The 16,144-nt window shown below is 57.2% G+C and carries 17 protein-coding genes and 1 pseudogene; 4 read left to right on the forward strand and 14 right to left on the reverse strand.

Features of this window, described 5'->3' with window-relative positions; genetic code table 11:
- The first annotated feature begins 64 nt into the window (after window positions 1–64).
- Entirely contained in the window at window positions 65–1,435 is a 1,371-nt protein-coding gene (gene xseA / locus QCD69_RS11055; RefSeq protein ID WP_301252027.1) for an exodeoxyribonuclease VII large subunit, read from the forward strand.
- A gap of 45 nt (window positions 1,436–1,480) precedes the next feature.
- Here xseA and QCD69_RS11060 read toward each other — a convergent pair whose 3' ends face one another.
- Both QCD69_RS11060 and QCD69_RS11065 read right to left on the reverse strand, forming a co-directional pair.
- On the reverse strand, window positions 1,481–1,756 hold the full coding sequence (locus QCD69_RS11060; protein WP_253459350.1) for a type II toxin-antitoxin system YafQ family toxin: 276 nt from the start codon (window positions 1,754–1,756) through the stop codon (window positions 1,481–1,483).
- On the reverse strand, window positions 1,756–2,013 hold the full coding sequence (locus tag QCD69_RS11065) for a type II toxin-antitoxin system RelB/DinJ family antitoxin (protein ID WP_253459348.1): 258 nt from the start codon (window positions 2,011–2,013) through the stop codon (window positions 1,756–1,758). The genes QCD69_RS11060 and QCD69_RS11065 overlap by 1 nt, the downstream gene beginning before the upstream one ends.
- Before the next feature lie 226 nt (window positions 2,014–2,239).
- Between QCD69_RS11065 and QCD69_RS11070 the strand changes: the two are divergent.
- A pseudogene (locus tag QCD69_RS11070) lies at window positions 2,240–2,350 on the forward strand (protealysin propeptide domain-containing protein); the annotation flags it as partial.
- A 185-nt stretch (window positions 2,351–2,535) separates the two neighbouring features.
- Here QCD69_RS11070 and QCD69_RS11075 read toward each other — a convergent pair.
- The 3 genes from QCD69_RS11075 to QCD69_RS11085 are packed head-to-tail and all read right to left on the reverse strand — an operon-like array spanning window position 2,536 to window position 3,340.
- Window positions 2,536–2,853, reverse strand: coding sequence for a contact-dependent growth inhibition system immunity protein (locus tag QCD69_RS11075; RefSeq protein ID WP_301252029.1), 318 nt, complete (start codon window positions 2,851–2,853; stop codon window positions 2,536–2,538).
- Window positions 2,854–2,856: 3 nt separating this feature from the next.
- Window positions 2,857–2,973 (reverse strand): RNase A-like domain-containing protein, encoded by a 117-nt coding sequence (locus tag QCD69_RS11080; protein ID WP_301252031.1) that lies wholly within the window; start codon window positions 2,971–2,973, stop codon window positions 2,857–2,859.
- Window positions 2,974–2,995: 22 nt separating this feature from the next.
- Window positions 2,996–3,340, reverse strand: a complete 345-nt coding sequence (locus QCD69_RS11085) for a hypothetical protein (protein WP_301252033.1) — start codon at window positions 3,338–3,340, stop codon at window positions 2,996–2,998.
- 301 nt (window positions 3,341–3,641) lie between these two features.
- On the opposite strand from QCD69_RS11085, the gene QCD69_RS11090 reads away from it, so the two are divergent.
- Entirely contained in the window at window positions 3,642–4,655 is a 1,014-nt protein-coding gene (locus tag QCD69_RS11090) for a M4 family metallopeptidase (protein ID WP_253459339.1), read from the forward strand.
- Window positions 4,652–4,984 (forward strand): protealysin inhibitor emfourin, encoded by a 333-nt coding sequence (locus QCD69_RS11095; protein ID WP_301252034.1) that lies wholly within the window; start codon window positions 4,652–4,654, stop codon window positions 4,982–4,984. The genes QCD69_RS11090 and QCD69_RS11095 overlap by 4 nt, the downstream gene beginning before the upstream one ends.
- A 47-nt stretch (window positions 4,985–5,031) precedes the next feature.
- Here the strand turns inward: QCD69_RS11095 and QCD69_RS11100 are convergent, their stop codons facing one another.
- From QCD69_RS11100 to pilW, 9 genes are all read right to left on the reverse strand, one after another.
- Window positions 5,032–7,464, reverse strand: coding sequence for a glucose/quinate/shikimate family membrane-bound PQQ-dependent dehydrogenase (locus QCD69_RS11100; protein ID WP_253459333.1), 2,433 nt, complete (start codon window positions 7,462–7,464; stop codon window positions 5,032–5,034).
- A 441-nt stretch (window positions 7,465–7,905) separates the two neighbouring features.
- Window positions 7,906–8,133 carry a zinc ribbon domain-containing protein gene (locus QCD69_RS11105; protein WP_253459330.1) on the reverse strand — a complete coding sequence of 76 codons (228 nt, stop codon included), beginning with the start codon at window positions 8,131–8,133 and terminating at the stop codon, window positions 7,906–7,908.
- A 218-nt stretch (window positions 8,134–8,351) separates the two neighbouring features.
- A complete protein-coding gene (gene der / locus QCD69_RS11110; RefSeq protein ID WP_301252036.1) occupies window positions 8,352–9,842 on the reverse strand; it encodes a ribosome biogenesis GTPase Der in 1,491 nt (496 codons plus the stop codon).
- Window positions 9,843–9,994: 152 nt separating this feature from the next.
- Window positions 9,995–11,176 carry an outer membrane protein assembly factor BamB gene (bamB, locus tag QCD69_RS11115; protein ID WP_253459324.1) on the reverse strand — a complete coding sequence of 394 codons (1,182 nt, stop codon included), beginning with the start codon at window positions 11,174–11,176 and terminating at the stop codon, window positions 9,995–9,997.
- 31 nt (window positions 11,177–11,207) lie between these two features.
- Window positions 11,208–11,828, reverse strand: coding sequence for a YfgM family protein (locus QCD69_RS11120; RefSeq protein WP_253459321.1), 621 nt, complete (start codon window positions 11,826–11,828; stop codon window positions 11,208–11,210).
- Between the two features lie 11 nt (window positions 11,829–11,839).
- Window positions 11,840–13,129, reverse strand: coding sequence for a histidine--tRNA ligase (gene hisS / locus QCD69_RS11125; protein WP_253459318.1), 1,290 nt, complete (start codon window positions 13,127–13,129; stop codon window positions 11,840–11,842).
- A gap of 60 nt (window positions 13,130–13,189) precedes the next feature.
- On the reverse strand, window positions 13,190–14,311 hold the full coding sequence (ispG, locus tag QCD69_RS11130; protein ID WP_125289527.1) for a flavodoxin-dependent (E)-4-hydroxy-3-methylbut-2-enyl-diphosphate synthase: 1,122 nt from the start codon (window positions 14,309–14,311) through the stop codon (window positions 13,190–13,192).
- A 37-nt stretch (window positions 14,312–14,348) separates the two neighbouring features.
- Window positions 14,349–15,404: a cytoskeleton protein RodZ gene (gene rodZ / locus QCD69_RS11135; protein ID WP_301252039.1), complete on the reverse strand. Its 1,056-nt coding sequence runs from the start codon at window positions 15,402–15,404 to the stop codon at window positions 14,349–14,351.
- The gene (pilW, locus tag QCD69_RS11140) at window positions 15,394–16,116 is read right to left on the reverse strand and encodes a type IV pilus biogenesis/stability protein PilW (RefSeq protein WP_301252041.1); all 723 of its coding nucleotides are present in this window, start codon (window positions 16,114–16,116) and stop codon (window positions 15,394–15,396) included. The genes rodZ and pilW overlap by 11 nt, the downstream gene beginning before the upstream one ends.
- Window positions 16,117–16,144 lie beyond the last annotated feature (28 nt).

The following is a 16,144-nucleotide window of genomic DNA, read 5'->3' on the forward strand; positions in this document are numbered from 1 at the left end:
CCCTCCCGTCAGGCATGTAGTATCGGTTAATTAACCCTCTGATTTAAAGTTTGATCTCTATCACATGTCGCTACCGCCAACCGCCAATATTTTTACCGTCAGCCGCCTGAATACCACGGTGCGCAAGCTGCTGGAAATGGAGATGGGCCAGGTCTGGCTGAGCGCCGAGATCTCTAACTTTTCCCAGCCCTCTTCCGGCCACTGGTATTTTACGCTGAAGGACGACGGCGCACAGGTACGCTGCGCGATGTTCCGCAACAGCAACCGCCGCGTAACCTTTCGTCCGCAAAATGGCCAGCAGGTGCTGGTCAGGGCCACCATCACGCTTTATGAACCGCGCGGCGACTATCAGCTGATTGCTGAAAGTATGCAGCCTGCCGGCGACGGCCTGCTTCAGCAGCAGTTTGAACAGCTGAAGCAAAAGCTGGCGAGCGAAGGCCTGTTTGAACAGAGCCATAAGCAGCCGCTGCCCGATCCTGCACGCCAGGTAGGCGTGATCACCTCTGCCACCGGCGCGGCGCTGCACGATGTGCTGCGGGTTTTACACCGCCGCGACCCTTCCCTGCCGGTGGTGATTTATCCCACGCCGGTTCAAGGTGCCGATGCGCCAGCCAGTATCGTGCGGGCGATTGAGCTGGCCAACCAGCGCGCAGAGTGCGACGTGCTGATCGTCGGACGCGGCGGCGGCTCGCTGGAGGATCTGTGGAGCTTCAACGACGAGCGCGTAGCACGGGCAATTTTCGCCAGCCGCATCGCTATCGTCAGCGCCGTAGGGCACGAAACCGACGTGACTATCGCTGACTTTGTGGCGGATCTGCGCGCGCCAACGCCTTCTGCGGCAGCGGAGCTGGTCAGCCGCAATCAGATTGAGCTGCTGCGCCAGCTTCAGTCGCAGCAGACAAGGCTGGAGATGGCGATGGACTACTATCTTGCGCAGCAGAACCGCACCTTTACCCGCCTGCACCACCGTTTACAGCAGCAGCATCCCCAGCTGCGGCTGGCGCGCCAGCAGACGACGCTGATGCGGCTCCACCGCAGGCTGGATGACACCATGCAGCTGCGGCTGCGCCAGGCCGCTCGTCAGCAGGAACAGGCTACGCAGCGGCTTGCCGCCACGCAGCCGCAGAACCGACTTTATCGCGCGCAGCAGCAGCTTCAGCAGTGGCGCTATCGTTTACAGCAGGCGATGCAGGCGCAGCTCAACGGCGGCAAACAGCAGTTCGCCACGCTGGCGGCCCAGCTGGAAGGCGTCAGCCCGCTGGCGACGCTGGCGCGCGGTTTCAGCGTCACTACGGCAGCCGACGGCCTGGCCATTAAAAAAGCCGCGCAGCTGAAGGCGGGCGACAGGCTGAAAACCCGGCTGAGCGACGGCTGGATAGAGAGCGAGGTCACGGCGGTCACGCTCGTTAAAAAAGCCCGCGCTAAAAAGGCGTGAGGCTTTTGGCAGACATATCGCTTCGCCGCCTTCGGGTTTCTCACCTCAGGCGCTGCTGAAGATATCCTGATGCGTACCGGTTCTTGCGAGTTTGAGATCGTTACCTACGACTTTGTAAATCAAGATCCAGTCGCCTTCAATATGCGCATCGCGGTAGCCTCGCCAGGTACCCTGCAAAGGATGATCTTCATATTCAGAGGGGATCTTTCTCCCCTCGGCCAACAACGTGATTAATATTTTCAGTCGGGTCATATCTTTGCCGCGTCGCTGCTGTCTTTTTATATCTCCTTTGAAGGCACTCGCCAGTACCGGTTTTAACATCAGATCCCTGTGTCCTTAAACAGAGCGTCAGCGGATTCAAAGCGTTCTCCGTGGCCATTATCCAGCTCTTCCATAGCAGCCTGGGTAGCCACATTTGGGGTTTTTACCTCAAAAGGAAGACGGCCTTCGTCCGCCACGCGGATCATTACCATGCGGATTACATCCGATGTGCTGAGGCCCATTTTGTTAAGGGCAGCGACGGCTCGTTCCTTGATATCTTGCGGGATACGAGCCTTTACCAGTGCATCTGCGTTCATATTTACTCCTTCGGTCAAGGCTAAATGGTCGGGGTAGCTCCGACTGATATTGTGGACACAACAAGACCACATATCAAGCGTCCTTTTCGCCATTCAGCGTTGCCGTAAACAAATCTACCCTCTGAAGAAACCAAAAGAAAATCGCTGTTTTAAAAATGCGGGACGCGCCGCAGGCTTGTTTATGCGGGTACGCAAAGGACATTTACGATGGACCAGGGAGCATGGTATGCATTATGGCGTCATCTCTCCCTATATTCTGCGCAAAATCATTGATAACGGCTCCGGCCTGCGGCAGAGTTGCGCGCGTCAGACTCTGGCGCACGTGCAGATGCTGATGGCGGCGCAGCTGAAGGGCGGAGATTGCTGATTTATTATCTGGATAATCGTTTTAAAAACGCGTCAACTTGCTTAATAAATTCTTCAATCATATCCTGATACTCAAGATACGTATCTACGATTTAAGGGTATATGTCTCCCCAGTCTGGATTAAATAAGATCCAAAAAAATCGGATGTTCAAAAAATCAGATGCCATCCCGCTTTTTTTTGAGGTAGGCTGATAACCAATCAAGAAAACCAATAAGCGTCGGAGTATATTCCCTTGTGTCACCTGCGGAACCTCGCGTTAATTCATTCAGCGCTACTGCGGCCGTTTCATTATCTGGATAAGTACGCCGAAAATCATCGATATTACGAATTAAATTATCAAGATAATGCGGGCCGTCTTCGAGATAAATTTTGAAAGCAGCGTCAACAATCTCTGGATAACTGTCGCCATATTCATCGCTGTCCTGGCCGAAAAAGACGACGAAGAAATTGCTGACAGGGGTGAAGTTTTTCATATTTCAAAGTACCGGATAAGCTGTGGCGATGTAATAAGGCTTGTTGTTATATTGCTTTTTCTTCATAACAACCTCGATCCTGGTCGCACTTGCCGCCTGGGTTGCATCATATTTAACCACAACTCCTATCCTGGATTTAACGTCATAGCTGAAGACAAGATAAGTTTGAAGCGCCGAGCTCTCTGGCAATACCCGCTGTGGCACGAGCGGTCACTGATGCTGTCTTTTTGCCAGTGTATACCTGATAAGCCGATGAACCGATCCCGTCCAGGCTGTGAGCGCCCACAATAATACAACCCGCCTTGGTCAAACCTGTAGGCTCGGGCACCAGACACAGAGCAGTCGCGCTGGCAAGTTCGAGTACGCTCCCCAGAAATCCTACTCCGCCCCATATGCGGTTGCTGATTGCATCCCCTGTAGCGGTTTCATCTGCCATTACAGCCGCAAGCTGTACCGGCGTCATCGCAATAGTTAAACCGTTTTCCATAACATGTCCTTGTTCGATAATTATCCGATCCCGATAGTAATGGCCCTGGCCACATCAGGAAAACCAGTTCCGGCACTAACTCTATTTTTTAAGAAAAAAGACTGGTTTTGCATAAAATAGCCTGTCCAAATTGGGATTTCTGGCTGCCTTATCGCTCTGACGTCCTGCATTACTTTGACGAGAACCCAGGCTGTGGCGGCTCCTGCAGACATAGTGCGACTATGCCGCAGGCCCGTTTATGCGCGTACGCAAAGCAGCCACTATACTTTTTGGACATTTACGATGGACCAAGGAGCATGGTATGCATTACGGCGTCATCCCTCCCTATATGCTGAGCAAAATCATTGATAACGGCTCCGGCCTGCAGCAGAGCTGCGCGCGCCAGACTCTGGCGCACGTGCAGACGCTGATGGCGGAAACCTGGGTCAAACCGGACGGGGCAAAAACCGCCGCGCCGGGCCAGGTCCAGCGGGAAATCTATGATTCAGAGCAGACCCAAAATCTTCCCGGCACGCTGGTGCGCAGCGAAGGCCAGTCAGGCAATAACGACGTTGCCGCCAATGAGGCTTACGACTATCTTGGCGTCACCTACGACTTTTTCTGGCAGGCCTATAAGCGTAATTCCCTGGATAATCAGGGGCTGACGCTGAAAGGCACCGTGCACTATGGCAAAGACTATCAGAACGCCTTCTGGAACGGTCAGCAAATGGTGTTCGGCGACGGCGACGGCGAAATCTTCAATCGTTTTACCATCGCGCTGGATGTGGTCGGCCACGAGCTGGCGCACGGCGTAACGGAAACCGAAGCCGGCCTGATCTATTTTGAGCAGGCGGGCGCGCTGAATGAATCGCTGTCGGACGTGTTTGGCTCGCTGGTTAAGCAGTTCAGCCGCAAGCAGACGGCCGATCAGGCGGACTGGCTAATCGGCGAAGGGCTGCTGGCCGAAGGCATTAACGGCAAAGGACTACGCTCTATGTCGGCGCCGGGAACGGCCTACGACGATCCGCTGCTGGGCAAAGATCCTCAGCCTGCGGATATGAAAGGCTATATCCAGACGCGCGAAGACAACGGTGGCGTGCATCTGAACTCCGGCATTCCCAATCGCGCTTTCTATCTGGCCGCGAAGACGCTCGGCGGCTACGCCTGGGAGCTGGCCGGCTACGCCTGGTACGATACGGTATGCGATAAAACGCTGCCGCAGAATGCCGACTTTAAAACTTTCGCGCAGTATACTGTTAATCACGGTCAGAAACGTTTTAATAAATCGGTAGGTCAGGCCATTGAAAATGCCTGGAAGGAGGTTGGCGTGTTATGAATTCACTTCCGGAACTGAGCGACGACGCGATCATCGACGTGGCGCGCGAAGGCGGTTTTGCTTTTATCCCTAAACTGTCCAGCCCAAGACGCATCGCGCTGGCCCAACTGGATCCTCCGCAGCGGGAACATGTGTGCAGCGTATTGCGCCACGCGCTGCGGCTGGGAGAACCGCCGGGAGAGCAAAGCCGCGCCGGAAGAGGCGATCAGCGCTATTACCGTATCGAAATCAGCTATGCCACGCGGCAGCAGGTCGGCAATCTGGTGATCCTAATTCCTGAGGATCTGGCGCCGCCCGAGCTGGTGCAGCTCTGGCACGATGGCCAGTAGCCAGAAAAAAGCCCCGCCGTTGCTGGCGGGGCTTTTTATTATCGCGCTTATTTATCCAGCGCGTAAGCAATTACGTAGTCGCCGCGATCCGGGGACTGACGCGCGCCGCCGGCTGAAATCAGGATGTACTGCTTGCCTGTTTTCGGCGACTTGTAGCTAATGGGGCCGCCCTGACTGCCAACCGGCAGACGTGCTTTCCACACCTCTTTACCGGTAGCCGTGTCAAACGCGCGCAGATAGTAATCCTGCGTGCCCGCGATAAACACCAGGCCGCCCTGCGTAGCCAGCGTGCCGCCCAGCGTCGGCATCCCTACCGGCATCTGCGCGTGCATTTTGATGCCGAACGGGCCGGTATCCTGCACCGTACCAACCGGAACCTGCCATACCAGCTTCTGCGTTTTCAGATCGATAGCAGAGAGCGTACCGAACGGCGGTTTCTGGCAAGGAATGCCCAGCGGCGACATAAAGCGGTTTTTGTTTACCGCATAAGGCGTGCCTTTCAGCGGCACCGCACCCATGCCGGTGTTGATCGCTTCCCCGCCGTTGCTGCCGCGAGCGGTAGCGCCGGTATTGGCCGGGATCATCTGCACCCACAGGCCAAGACGCATGTCGTTGACGAAGATGTAGTGATTGTTCGGATCGGTAGACAGGCTGCCCCAGTTCATGCCGCCCAGCGAGCCAGGGAAGCTCAGGGCTTTGTCGGTGCCCGGCACGGTGTACAGGCCATCGTAGCGCATGGATTTAAAGGCCACGCGGCAGGCAAGCTGATCGAACGGCGTAGCGCCCCACATATCAGACTCTTTCAGCGTTTCCGCGCCAATCTGCGGCATGCCGACAGACTTAGGCTGAGTTGGCGTATACTGCTCGTTCGGGATATTGCCTTTTTTAACCGGTACTTCTTTCACTTCGGTCAGCGGCTTGCCGGTCAGACGATCCAGCACGTAGATCTGGCCCGCTTTGGTGCCAATCACTACGGCCGGTTTGCTGGTGCCATCCTTCATCGGGAAGTCGATCAGGCTTGGCTGCATCGGCAGGTCAAAGTCCCACAGATCGTTGTGCACGGTCTGGTAAACCCACTTCTCTTTGCCGGTAGTCGCATCGACCGCCAGAATGGAAGCGCCATATTTATGGTTCAGCGCGGTACGCGTTGCGCCATACAGATCGACCGACGAACTGCCCATTGGCATAAACACGGTATTCATCGCGGGATCGTAGGACATCGGCGCCCAGGAATTAGGCGTGCTGCGGGCATAGCTCTGGCCCGGCTGCAATTTTGCATTCGGATCGTCATTGCCCGTATCAAAGGCCCAGCGCATCTGGCCGGTAATCACGTCAAAGCCACGGATCACGCCGCCAGGCATATCGGTCTGGACGTTATCCGCAACGCGGCCGCCGACCACAACGGTGGTGCCCGCAAGCGTTGGCGCAGAGGTCAGCTGATATTTTGGATCCTGCGCTTCGCCCAGGCCCGCTTTCAGGTCAACCACACCGTGGTCGCCAAAGTTCTGGCACAGTTCGCCATTGTCGGCGTTGATAGCCATCAGGCGCGCATCGATGGTATTCATCAGCAGACGACGCTGGCAGCTGTCGCCCGCAGGCAGCACGGCCTGCGGCACCGGCGTAGAGCCAGGCACTGAAGGCTGTTTCAGTGGCTGAGTGGCGTCAAAGTAAGCCAGGCCGCGACAGCGGTTCCAGACCTCTGCCTGCGCATTCACCACGTGTTCCCACATCTTTTTCCCCGTGTCGGCGTTGACCGCGATCACGTTGTTGTGCGGCGTGCAAAGGTAGAGCACATCGCCAATCTGCAAAGGCGTTTGCTGATCTTCCGCGCCGTTGCCGGTTGGGCTGTCAGGAATATCGCCGGTGCGGAAAGTCCAGGCTACCTTCAGGTCTTTCACGTTGTCGCGCGTGATCTGGTCCAGCGCCACAAAGCGGCTGCCGCCCGGCGTATTGCCGTAGTTGTCCCAGTTTTTCTGTTCGGTCGCTTTATTTACCGGCACCAGCGGCAGTTCGCTGCCGTCGGCAACCGGCGCGTGTGGCTGGAACATCTGTACAAAGGTCGCCACCAGGCCTACAACCAGCACGGCAGCAGAAATATAAGCAGGCTTAGCCGCAGCAGATTTCCCTTCGTGCCTGCGCAGCGCGGGCAGCGTAATCAAGGCCAGCAGCATCAGCCCGGCGATGGTCATCAGGCGCGAAACCAGCGGCCAGAAATCCAGACCGACCTCCAGCAGCGCCCAGATTACCGTGCCGATAAAGACCAGCGCGTAAACCGCAACGGCGGAAGATTTGCGGCGGAAAAACTGGATAGCGGCAATCACGGTCAAAATACCGGCGATCATGAAATACCAGCTGCCGCCCAGCGACAGCAGTTTTCCGCCACCAACCACGAAGAACAGGCCGGTTGCCAGCAAGATCAGGCCCAGCAGAACGCACCACAGACCCAGCCATTTCGACGACCGGGCATTTGTTTGAGACATGGAAAAACACTCCTGGAAAACAGCGTTTAGCGTAATCTCAGGCTGCTTCTGCACCCATTTTAAACGGGCGCGGCGTAAAGCAGCTCAACATTATGCTATAGACGCTTAACAAGGCGATACGGGTTGACCCCGTCCTGCGTTGGCGGCCTGCCGACCGCTAACGGCAAAATTGTACCACGCGGTTCATAAATAACTACACACAAAATTAACAAACTTCACACTCGTGCGTATTAAGCACATTTATTGGTACGTTATTTTAACTTTTACTAAACAATTTCGCGGGATAATAGTTCACGCCAGCTTAATAAGCAGCACGCGGCGGTACGAAAAAAGAAAGGGTTAAAGCGGATTCAGGGCGGGGAAATAAAAGCAGAGTTGATGAAAATGGCCTCGCCACTTAGCAGCAACCTGCATTCAGAGCGAAGCATTATTTTAATACGCTTACAGCGATTCAATCAGCGGCCTGAAGACAACCCGCTTTCTGGATATTAAGCCGTCGCCGTTAGGGCAAAAATAGTCGGTAGCGCCACAGGCCTTGAGGAGCTGTAGCGGCCGATCGCAATCAGGGCAGATAGCTTTGGCGGCAAAATCACGCTGGCAGCTGGCGCAGTACAGCCGTTCATCCTGGATGACAAGGGGATGCTGGCAAATCGGGCAGTGTTCACTCATCGTTTTCTCCTGTTTTATTTGATAAGTATAAAACAAAGTTGCACCGCCGCATTTAAGAAGCAGCCTTTGTCGGGCAATAAGAAAAGAGGTAACCGGCTGGCGGCCCGCAAAGAGAAAAGCCGCTCGCCGACATCAATTCCGACCCCAAAAAAGCGAGCCCGACAGAATGCCGGGCCCGGAAAACACCGTTGTCAGGGCGATAAGGCATCGCCCGCAAATCAGCGTTTGTTCTTTTTCAGATGGCTCAGCAGGCGTTTGCGCTTGCGCTGCTGGTTAGGCGTCAGCAGGTTGCGTTTACCGGCAAAAGGGTTATCCCCTTCTTTAAACTGGATGCGAATAGGCGTACCCATCACTTCCAGCGAGCGGCGGAAGTAGTTCATCAGATAGCGCTTGTAGGAATCCGGCAGATCTTTCACCTGGTTGCCGTGGATCACCACAATCGGCGGGTTGTAGCCGCCGGCATGCGCATACTTCAGCTTCACGCGGCGACCGCGCACCAGCGGCGGCTGATGATCGTCGGCTGCCATATTCATAATGCGGGTCAGCATTGAGGTATTCACGCGACGGGTTGAGCAGTCGTAAGCTTCGGTAACCGATTCGAACAGGTTGCCTACGCCGCTGCCGTGCAGCGCGGAGATAAAGTGCACGCGGGCAAAATCGATAAAGCCAAGACGGAAGTCGAGGGTTTCTTTAACTTCTTCGCGCACTTCCTGCGACAGGCCGTCCCATTTGTTCACCACAATCACCAGCGAGCGACCGCTGTTGAGGATAAAGCCGAGCAGCGACAGATCCTGATCGGAAATCCCTTCGTGGGCATCGATCACCAGCATCACCACGTTAGCGTCTTCGATCGCCTGTAGCGTTTTGATCACCGAGAACTTCTCGACCGTTTCGGTAATTTTGCCGCGCTTGCGCACGCCTGCCGTGTCGATCAGGATATATTCGCGGCCGTCGCGTTCCATAGGGATATAGATGCTGTCGCGCGTGGTGCCCGGCATATCGTAAACCACAACGCGATCCTCACCGAGGATACGGTTAGTCAGCGTGGATTTACCCACGTTAGGCCGACCGACGATAGCCAGCTTGATCGGCAGATCCAGCGGGTTGAAGTCGTCTTCCTCTTCTTCCTGCTCTGCGCCGCTCTCTTTCGCCGCCAGCTCCGCCCAGTAGGCTTCGTTCTCTTCTTCTTCCGTCAGCTCCGCCTGCGGCGCAACCTCATCCATCCACGGCAGCAGCACCATTTCCAGCAGGCCGGTAACGCCACGACCGTGCGAAGCGGCGATAGCATGGATTTCACCCAGCCCCAGCGAATAGAAATCGACCACGGCGGAATCCGGATCCATGCCGTCGGTTTTGTTGGCTACCAGAAAAGTGGGTTTCTGGCGTGAGCGCAAATGTTGGGCAATGGCCTGATCGGCAGGCATCAGGCCCGCACGCGCATCAACCATAAACAGCACCACGTCGGCCTCTTCGATCGCCAGCAGCGACTGTTCGGCCATACGGGTTTCCACGCCCTCTTCATTGCCATCGATACCGCCGGTATCAATGCAGATAAACTCACGCCCTTCGACCTCGGCGCGACCATACTTACGGTCACGGGTTAGCCCAGGAAAATCCGCTACCAGCGCATCTCGCGTGCGCGTAAGACGGTTAAAAAGTGTAGATTTTCCCACATTGGGACGCCCGACCAGCGCGACCACAGGTACCATATTGAAGCCTCATTACTAAAATTAAACGCCTGACCGCTTGCAACTTGATTACTGGCGCACACGCAGGCTGAAGGCGTAGAGGATACCACGCCTGTAAAAAAACGAAACGGCCCCTGAACAATCAGGAGCCGTTTCGACGTGCAGGCAGCGTATTAGCGCGTGAAAGCGTAGACTTCGCCGCCTTTCGCCTGGATCAGCAGCTTGTCGCTGGCGACCACCGGCGAGGTCTGGAAGCCAGAGCCGTCCACTTTCTGCTGCGCAACAAAACGGCCGTCGGTGGTATTCACCCAGTGCAGGTAGCCTTCGCTATCGCCTACGACCAGATAGCCATTATAAAGCACCGGCGCGGTCAGGTTGCGGTGCAGCAGATCGCTCTGACGCCACAGGGTTACGCCGCCATCGGTGCTCAAGGCCACTACGCGATCGTCCTGGTCAACCAGGTAGATGCGTCCCGCGTCCACGATCATATCGTTTACGGAGCCGATTTCGCGTTTCCACATCACCTGTCCTGAGCGCAGATCCAGCGCCGCCAGGCTGCCGTTATAGGCCAGCGCGTAAACCACGCCGTCAACGACGACCGGCGTGGTATCCACATCGGCAAGACGATCGATTTCCGTCGCGCCGCCCGGCTGGGAGATACGCTGCTGCCAGATAATCTGGCCCTGGTTCATCATCACCGCGCTGACGCGACCGTTGTCGCCGCCGACGATAGCCGCACCGAAGGCGGTAGCAGGCGCGGACTCACCGCGCAGCGACAGCGCCGGCACGTCAAGGTTAACCGTCCACTTTACGACGCCGCTGCTCTGATCCAGGCCCTGCAGCATGCCGTTGCTGGTATGCACCAGCACCAGACCGTCGCTGGCAACCGGGCGCGACAGCACTTCGCCAGCCGCTTTGGTCTGCCAGGCGATGGAACCATCGCTGCTGTTCAGCGCATAAACCTGGCCGCGCTCGCTGCCGACATAGACGTGACCGCCGTCGTAAGAGAGGCCGCCGGAAAGCAGCGCGGGCAGGTTCTTAGAGAAGAAGCCCGTTTTGGTCGACAGATCGACCTTCCACTGTTCTTTGCCGTCGCCCGCGTTCAGCGCTTTTACCACGCCGAAGCGATCGGCGGCGTAAACGGTGTTCTCAGACCAGGCCGGATGCAGGTTGGAGTAGTAATCGCCCACGCCATCGCCTACCGACGTGCTCCAGACCTCTTCCGGGGTAAACTGATTTTCCACTTTCGGCAGCGGCGACATTTTGACCACGTCTTCTTCACCGCTGAACCATGAACATCCGCTGAGCAGCGTGACTGAAATCAGTGCCGGTAGCAGTATCTTACGCAATTCCATGAAATCCCTCTTAAGCCCGTTGCGGCAATTATTAACCTGGCAAATTATTCATTTTCATCTGCAGCATCTCTTTCAGCGCCGGCGAGGCGTTGGAAGCAATGCCTTTACTCCAGGCTTCGCGAGCGCCCTTGCTGTCGCCCTTGCTGAGCAGCGCTTCGCCGCGTACGTCAGCAATGATAGCCGTCCAGCCGTCGCCCTTGATCGCATCCAGGGTCTTCAGTACCGCATCCGGCTGCTTCTGCTGCAGCTGAATACGCGCCAGGCGCAGGTTCAACACCGCCTGCAGATTGGCGTCTTTGGTCGCCTTCAGGCCGCTTTGCAGCTGCGCGGCGGCTTTATCCAGCTCGTTGTTGTCAACATAGCGTTTTGCCACATCCAGCGAAGCCAGCGCGCCATAGGTGTTGCTGTTGCTGTCGGCGAATTTCGCCGCCGCCGTCAGCGTTTCCGGCTTGCTGGCGTCCAGCGCGCCCGAAACCTGCTGGTAGGTCGCCGAGACTTCGCGGCTGCTGGTGTCCTGATGGCTGCTCCAGTAGCGCCAGCCCGCCAGCGCGCCGATGCCGATAATCACGCCGATAGCCAGCGCCTTGCCGTTCTGCGCGAAAAAGCCTTTTAGCGCGTCGACCTGCTCGTTTTCGTTGCTATACACTTCCACGCAAACTCTCCTTAAATCGCGGCCGTCTGCTTCAGCATTGCTGCCAGCGTCGCTGCCGCCTCATGCTGCTCCAGCTTCTGCTGCTCGCCGTTGCGCAAATCTTTGATGACAACCTGATTGTTGGCCACTTCTTCCTCGCCCAGCACCAGCGCGACGCGTGCGCCCCACTTGTCCGCGCGGGCAAACTGCTTCTTGAAGTTGCCGCCGCCAAAATTGGTCATCAGCTTCAGAGACGGATCCGCATCGCGCAGTTTTTCCGCCAGCTGCATCGCCGCAGACTGTACGCCAGCCCCTGAAGCGATAACATAGACATCGACAATGCGCGTCGGTTCAAATTCCGGATTCACCGCCTGCACCAGCAGCACCAGACGCTCCAGCCCCATCGCAAAACCGACGGCCGGCGTGGCGCGACCGCCCAGCTGTTCGACCAGCCCATCGTAGCGGCCGCCAGCGCACACCGTGCCCTGCGCGCCCAGGCTGCTGGTCACCCATTCAAAGACGGTACGGTTATAGTAGTCCAGGCCGCGCACCAGCCGCTGGTTCACCGTGTAGGCGATACCGGCGGCATCCAGCAGCTGGCAAAGACCGTCAAAGTGTTCGCGGGAGTCGGCGTCCAGATAGTCGCCCAGCACCGGCGCGTCGTTCAGCAGCTGCTGGACGTCCGGGTTTTTGCTGTCCAGCACGCGCAGCGGATTGCTGTACATGCGGCGTTTACAATCCTCGTCCAGCACTTCTTTATGCTGTTCCAGGAAAGCCACCAGCGCATCGCGGTAGCTGGCGCGCGCCTCCAGCGAACCGATAGAGTTCAACTCCAGACGGACGTGATCGGCAATGCCCAGCGACTTCCACCAGCGCGCGGTCATCATAATCAGCTCGGCGTCGATATCCGGCCCCTGAAGACCAAACACTTCCGCACCGATTTGATGGAACTGACGATAGCGGCCCTTCTGCGGACGCTCGTAGCGGAACATCGGCCCGATATACCACAGGCGCTGTTCCTGATTGTAGAGCAGACCGTGCTCGATGCCGGCGCGCACGCAGCTTGCCGTGCCTTCAGGACGCAGCGTCAGGCTTTCGCCGTTGCGATCGTCGAAGGTGTACATCTCTTTTTCAACCACGTCGGTGACTTCACCGATAGCGCGTTTGAATAACGGGGTCTGCTCTACAATCGGCGTGCGGATTTCGCTGTAGCCATAGCTGGCCAGCACCTGCTTAAGGGTTTGTTCAATACGCTGCCACACCGCGGTATCCACAGGCAGATAGTCGTTCATGCCGCGGATTGCCTGAATATTCTTCGCCACTGTTTTCTCTTCTTTCCTTTCGGGGGCGGACGCGCAAGCTGCGGCCCGCCCCGCCATTATTTATTTTTCAACCTGCTGCACATCGATACGACGGGATTCGTCCATCATCGCGGCTTTGGCACGAATACGCGCTTCCAGCTGGTCAATCATATCGTGGTTATCCAGACGCTCGCGCAGGCGCACGCCGTCCTCGTAAAACCCGCTTTTCTTGTTGCTGCCGGTGACGCCCAGCGTGGAAACCAGCGCCTCGCCCGGCCCGTTGACCACGCAGCCGATAATAGAAACGTCCATGGGCGTAATGATATCTTCCAGCCGCTGCTCCAGTGCGTTAACGGTGCCGATCACATCAAACTCCTGACGGGAGCAGGTTGGACAGGCGATAAAGTTAATGCCTCTGGAGCGAATGCGCAGCGATTTCAGAATATCAAAACCGACTTTCACCTCTTCGATTGGATCGGCCGCCAGCGAAATACGCAGCGTATCGCCAATGCCTTCCGACAGCAGCAGGCCCAGGCCAATCGCGGATTTCACCGCGCCGGCGCGCGCGCCGCCTGCCTCGGTAATGCCCAGGTGCAGCGGCTGCTCGATCTGCTTAGCCAGCAGGCGATACGACTCCACCGCCAGGAACACGTCCGACGCTTTTACGCTGACCTTGAACTGATCGAAGTTAAGACGATCGAGGTGATCGACATGGCGCATAGCGGATTCCAGCAGCGCCTGCGGCGTCGGCTCGCCATACTTTTCCTGCAGATCCTTTTCCAGCGATCCGGCGTTAACGCCGATACGGATTGGGATATTATTGTAACGCGCGCAGTCAACGACCTGCCGAATACGCTCTTCGTTGCCGATATTGCCGGGGTTGATGCGCAGGCAGTCAACGCCGTATTCAGCCACTTTCAGCGCGATACGGTAGTCAAAATGGATATCGGCAACCAGCGGGACGTTAACCTGCTGCTTGATAAGGCGGAACGCTTCGGCGGCATCCATGGTGGGAACAGAGACGCGAACGATATCAACGCCGACGCGCTCAAGCGCTTTGATTTGGTTAACCGTTGCGGCCACATCGGTGGTTCGCGTATTGGTCATGGACTGGACGGCGATAGGCGCGCCGTCGCCCACTGGCACCTGGCCGACGTAAATGCGCTTTGATTTGCGACGGATAATGGGTGCTTCGTTATGCATATTCTTTCTCCGAAATTACTCGCGACCAGAAGATGCGTTATTGCGCACCGACTGTCAGGCGGGCAACCTGGTTGCTACGGATAAAACGACTCAGATCGACCGGCTGGCCCTGATACTGGATCTGAACGGCGCCCGGCGCGCCAATCTTAAGACGATATGGCGCCGTGCCGGAAAGGCTGAGTTTACCACCACTACGTTGGATCCCGCTGAACAGTTTCTTGCCTGTCGCATCGGAAACTTCCAGCCAGCACTCTTTGCTGAAGTTCATAACCAGCGCATTGGCCTCGGCGGCTGGCGCGCTAACGCCTGCAGAAGCCGTCGGCATCTGGCCGTTGTCGGCCGGCACCTGCGAAGGCGAAACCGCAACCGGCGCGGCTGAGCCAGTAGCAGCGGCTGAAGTATTGGCTGCAGAAGCAGCTGAACCGGTCGCGGCAGCTGAAGTATTGGCTGCAGAGGCGGCTGAACCGGTCGCGGCGGCTGAAGTATTGGCCGCGGAAGAAGTGGCAGCAGCGTCAGGCGCGGCCGCAGTATCCGCAGGCGCGCTCTGGGCCGGCGCCGTCGGCGCCTCTTCGGCTGGCGACATGCCGTCCGCGCCGCTGTTGTTCAGCGGAATGGACTGGCTGTTATCGCCGCCTGCGCTGACATTCTGATCGGCCATTGAAACCAGATCGTCCTGCGCCGCCTTGTGGTTCTGCCACCACCATGCGCCGGTCAGGCCTACCACCACAAACAGCACCAGCCAGGTAAAAATCATCAGCCAGCCGTCGCGTTTTTTGCGGCGTTTGCCCAGGGAAAAACTCTGCATCGGCTCGACTTTGGCAGCCCGTACGGGTGCCTGTTTCGCCATCATCGGCAGCAGCTCTTCTTCCGGCACGTGCACCAGCCGGGCGTAAGAACGGATATAGCCACGCAGGAAGGTAGACGCCAGATCCGCAGGCGCCTTGTCCTCTTCAATATCGCGGACGGTGGAAAGTTTCAGGCAAAGGCGCTCCGCAACGTTCTGCTGAGACAGGCCCATTTGCTCACGGGCTACGCGCAGGCGCTCGCCTGTTGAATTTACTGCTGATTTATCTTGAGTGGCTTCAGTATTCATTAGCTAAAAAATGCAGGTACTGTATCGATTGTGGAAAATTTCGCGCCAGCTGTTCCCCGGCAAGCCGGATGCTCTCCGGATGCCCTGCCCGCGCGGCGAAGCGAATCTCTAACCACAAGCTCTGCGCCGAAGCGGCAAAGTTGTGTTGATAAACATCTAACAGGAGCCGCGATGAATCGCGCTCGTTCTTTCCAAATCGCCTTTCGGCTTCCGCCAGCAGCGCAGCGCCCTTTTCCGCATCGTTTTGCGTCGCTTCCAGCAACGCCGCTTTGGCCTTCTGCGCTTCACCTGCCCGCAGATAGCAATAGCCAGCATTCTCCAGGGCGTCGGCGCGACCCGGTATTCGGATCGCCTTACTGAACTGCTGCTGGGCCGCATCATACTGCCCTAAAAGACAGAGAAACGCACCGTAATTATTGATTACGTCACGGTTTTGTCCTGCCAGCGCCACGGCTTTTCGGTAATGCTCCTGCGCCGCGGCGTTGTCGCCCACGCGCTGAAAATAGCGCGCCATGGCAAGCCTGCAGCGATAGTCGTCAGGCGCCAGCTGCAGCGCCTGTCGTAAATTGCGTTCCGCCGGGGCCAGCTGATCCTGCGCCAGCCAGGCCAGGCCTAATTGTAGTCGCGTCCCGGCCAGCTCGCTGCGCGGTGTCGTCAGGCTACAGCCCGCAAGCAGCAGCGCGACCAGCCAAAATGATAATCCCTTATTCATCATCGCCTCCTTAGCGGAAGCGATGTTA

The organism is Erwinia sp. PsM31 (assembly GCF_030433775.1).
In the GTDB taxonomy this organism is placed as follows: domain Bacteria; phylum Pseudomonadota; class Gammaproteobacteria; order Enterobacterales; family Enterobacteriaceae; genus Erwinia; species Erwinia aeris.

Excerpts from the sequence above, each read along its gene's own strand:
- xseA (WP_301252027.1), top strand. The coding sequence starts at position 65 with ATGTCGCTACCGCCAACCGCCAATATTTTTACCGTCAGCCGCCTGAAT.
- QCD69_RS11060 (WP_253459350.1), bottom strand. The coding sequence starts at position 1,756 with ATGTTAAAACCGGTACTGGCGAGTGCCTTCAAAGGAGATATAAAAAGA.
- QCD69_RS11065 (WP_253459348.1), bottom strand. The coding sequence starts at position 2,013 with ATGAACGCAGATGCACTGGTAAAGGCTCGTATCCCGCAAGATATCAAG.
- QCD69_RS11075 (WP_301252029.1), bottom strand. The coding sequence starts at position 2,853 with ATGAAAAACTTCACCCCTGTCAGCAATTTCTTCGTCGTCTTTTTCGGC.
- QCD69_RS11085 (WP_301252033.1), bottom strand. The coding sequence starts at position 3,340 with ATGGAAAACGGTTTAACTATTGCGATGACGCCGGTACAGCTTGCGGCT.
- QCD69_RS11090 (WP_253459339.1), top strand. The coding sequence starts at position 3,642 with ATGCATTACGGCGTCATCCCTCCCTATATGCTGAGCAAAATCATTGAT.
- QCD69_RS11095 (WP_301252034.1), top strand. The coding sequence starts at position 4,652 with ATGAATTCACTTCCGGAACTGAGCGACGACGCGATCATCGACGTGGCG.
- QCD69_RS11100 (WP_253459333.1), bottom strand. The coding sequence starts at position 7,464 with ATGTCTCAAACAAATGCCCGGTCGTCGAAATGGCTGGGTCTGTGGTGC.
- QCD69_RS11105 (WP_253459330.1), bottom strand. The coding sequence starts at position 8,133 with ATGAGTGAACACTGCCCGATTTGCCAGCATCCCCTTGTCATCCAGGAT.
- der (WP_301252036.1), bottom strand. The coding sequence starts at position 9,842 with ATGGTACCTGTGGTCGCGCTGGTCGGGCGTCCCAATGTGGGAAAATCT.
- bamB (WP_253459324.1), bottom strand. The coding sequence starts at position 11,176 with ATGGAATTGCGTAAGATACTGCTACCGGCACTGATTTCAGTCACGCTG.
- ispG (WP_125289527.1), bottom strand. The coding sequence starts at position 14,311 with ATGCATAACGAAGCACCCATTATCCGTCGCAAATCAAAGCGCATTTAC.
- rodZ (WP_301252039.1), bottom strand. The coding sequence starts at position 15,404 with ATGAATACTGAAGCCACTCAAGATAAATCAGCAGTAAATTCAACAGGC.
- pilW (WP_301252041.1), bottom strand. The coding sequence starts at position 16,116 with ATGAATAAGGGATTATCATTTTGGCTGGTCGCGCTGCTGCTTGCGGGC.